This is a genomic window from Blautia sp. MSK.18.38 (assembly GCF_024460535.1).
Lineage (GTDB): Bacteria > Bacillota > Clostridia > Lachnospirales > Lachnospiraceae > Blautia_A > Blautia_A fusiformis.
In genome coordinates this window covers 1-3,253 of sequence record NZ_JANFYP010000060.1, presented here as the reverse complement: position 1 = coordinate 3,253, position 3,253 = coordinate 1, and the positions used below count along the sequence as shown (strand labels likewise).

Here is a 3,253-nt window from a genome sequence, read left to right as displayed (position 1 = left end):
CGGTGTGAAAAACTCCGGTGGTATAAGATGGACCCGCGTTGGATTAGCTAGTTGGTGAGGTAACGGCCCACCAAGGCGACGATCCATAGCCGGCCTGAGAGGGTGAACGGCCACATTGGGACTGAGACACGGCCCAGACTCCTACGGGAGGCAGCAGTGGGGAATATTGCACAATGGGGGAAACCCTGATGCAGCGACGCCGCGTGAAGGAAGAAGTATCTCGGTATGTAAACTTCTATCAGCAGGGAAGAAAATGACGGTACCTGACTAAGAAGCCCCGGCTAACTACGTGCCAGCAGCCGCGGTAATACGTAGGGGGCAAGCGTTATCCGGATTTACTGGGTGTAAAGGGAGCGTAGACGGATGGACAAGTCTGATGTGAAAGGCTGGGGCTCAACCCCGGGACTGCATTGGAAACTGCCCGTCTTGAGTGCCGGAGAGGTAAGCGGAATTCCTAGTGTAGCGGTGAAATGCGTAGATATTAGGAGGAACACCAGTGGCGAAGGCGGCTTACTGGACGGTAACTGACGTTGAGGCTCGAAAGCGTGGGGAGCAAACAGGATTAGATACCCTGGTAGTCCACGCGGTAAACGATGAATGCTAGGTGTCGGGGAGCAAAGCTCTTCGGTGCCGCCGCAAACGCATTAAGCATTCCACCTGGGGAGTACGTTCGCAAGAATGAAACTCAAAGGAATTGACGGGGACCCGCACAAGCGGTGGAGCATGTGGTTTAATTCGAAGCAACGCGAAGAACCTTACCAAGTCTTGACATCCCTCTGACCGGAACTTAACCGTTCCTTTCCTTCGGGACAGAGGAGACAGGTGGTGCATGGTTGTCGTCAGCTCGTGTCGTGAGATGTTGGGTTAAGTCCCGCAACGAGCGCAACCCCTATCCTCAGTAGCCAGCATTTAAGGTGGGCACTCTGGGGAGACTGCCAGGGATAACCTGGAGGAAGGCGGGGATGACGTCAAATCATCATGCCCCTTATGATTTGGGCTACACACGTGCTACAATGGCGTAAACAAAGGGAAGCGAACCTGCGAGGGTGGGCAAATCCCAAAAATAACGTCCCAGTTCGGACTGTAGTCTGCAACCCGACTACACGAAGCTGGAATCGCTAGTAATCGCGGATCAGAATGCCGCGGTGAATACGTTCCCGGGTCTTGTACACACCGCCCGTCACACCATGGGAGTCAGTAACGCCCGAAGTCAGTGACCTAACCGCAAGGAAGGAGCTGCCGAAGGCGGGACCGATGACTGGGGTGAAGTCGTAACAAGGTAGCCGTATCGGAAGGTGCGGCTGGATCACCTCCTTTCTAAGGAAAAAGTAGAGAAAAAGATGTGTTTTACTGTTTAGCTATCAAGCTGAAAGATTTCTGGTGCCGATGCGGTTGGGGGACACACCCGTTCCCATCCCGAACACGACGGTTAAGACCCAATCGGCCGATGGTACTGCACTGGAGACGGTGTGGGAGAGCAGGTGGGCGCCAGACCAAAAAAAGAAGAACAGGGAAACCTGATGAGATAGATGCTGGTTTTACCAGTGATCTGAGAGAAAAAGCTATTTTCCTTTCAGATGGCTGATAAAACATCAGTCAGCATTGTACCTTGAAAACTGCATACATGAGATTTGATTAAGTTAATCAAATATCCTTAAACGCAAAGTATTAAGAAATTAATGCAAACGCAAAGATAGGAAGACATCGATTTATCTGTTATTGAACAGAGTAATCAAACACATGTCGGAAGATACGAGAGTATCGGAAGACACGAGAATCAAGAGACCGCATCACCTACGCTAGGGTGATGAAGCGAAAGGTCAAGCAATAAGGGCACAGGGCGGATGCCTTGGCACTAAGAGCCGATGAAAGACGTGATAAGCTGCGAAAAGCTTCGGGGAGGAGCAAATATCCCGTGATCCGGAGATGTCTGAATGGGGAAACCCGCATGAGCAGACCTCATGCATCCATACGCCAATCCATAACGTATGGAAGGGAACCCGGGGAACTGAAACATCTAAGTACCCGGAGGAAAAGAAAGAAACATCGATTCCGTAAGTAGCGGCGAGCGAACGCGGAGGAGCCTAAACCGGTGTGCGTGCATGCCGGGGTCATGGACTGCATTTAAGATTCAGCGAAGTTAACAGAACGGTTTTGGGAAAGCCGGCCGAAGAGGGTGAAAGCCCCGTACGTGAAAGCAGAGCTGACTGAGCAGGATCCGGAGTACCACGAGACACGAGGAACCTTGTGGGAAGTAAGGGGGACCACCCCCTAAGGCTAAATACTACTTAGTGACCGATAGCGCATAGTACTGTGAAGGAAAGGTGAAAAGGACCCCGGGAGGGGAGTGAAAGAGAACCTGAAACCCTGTGTCTACAAGCTGTGGAAGTACTTTATATGTACGACCGCGTACTTTTTGTAGAACGGTCCGGCGAGTTACGCTTACTGGCAAGGTTAAGCACTTCAGGTGTGGAGCCGTAGGGAAACCAAGTCTTAATAGGGCCAGAGTCAGTAGGAGTAGACCCGAAACCGGGTGATCTATCCATGTCCAGGTTGAAGCTGCCGTAAGAGGTAGTGGAGGACCGAACCCACATCCGTTGAAAAGGGTGGGGATGAGGTGTGGATAGGGGAGAAATTCCAATCGAACCCGGAGATAGCTGGTTCTCCTCGAAATAGCTTTAGGGCTAGCCTCGGTGTGAGTCTTGCGGAGGTAGAGCACTGAATTTCCTAGGGGGCGTCAAAGCCTACCGAAGAATATCAAACTCCGAATGCCGTGTAGATATCACCGGGAGTCAGACTGCACGAGATAAGTTGGGCGGTCAAAAGGGAAAGAGCCCAGACCTACAGTTAAGGTCCCAAAGTGCGCGTTAAGTGGAAAAGGATGTGGGATTTCGAAGACAACCAGGATGTTGGCTCAGAAGCAGCCATACATTCAAAGAGTGCGTAATAGCTCACTGGTCGAGAGGTCCTGCGCCGAAAATGTCCGGGGCTGAAACGCGCCACCGAAACTAAGGAATCTGAAAAGATTGGTAGAGGAGCATTGCATGCGGGAAGAAGCAGTACCGGAAGGAGCTGTGGACTGCATGGAAGAGAGAATGCCGGAATGAGTAGCGAGATAGAGGTGGGAATCCTCTAGGCCGAATATCCAAGGTTTCCAGGGTAAAGCTGATCTGCCCTGGGTGAGTCGGGACCTAAGGTGAGGGCGAGAGCCGTAGCCGATGGACAACAGGTTGATATTCCTGTACTGCAGTAT

At 51.8% G+C, this 3,253-nt stretch carries 3 rRNA genes; all 3 read left to right on the top strand.

The window, feature by feature from the left end:
- A 16S ribosomal RNA gene (locus NE638_RS17600) occupies positions 1 to 1,317 on the top strand; the annotation flags it as partial.
- A gap of 59 nt (positions 1,318 to 1,376) precedes the next feature.
- Positions 1,377 to 1,494, top strand: a 5S ribosomal RNA gene (gene rrf / locus NE638_RS17595).
- A 324-nt stretch (positions 1,495 to 1,818) separates the two neighbouring features.
- A 23S ribosomal RNA gene (locus NE638_RS17590) occupies positions 1,819 to 3,253 on the top strand; the annotation flags it as partial.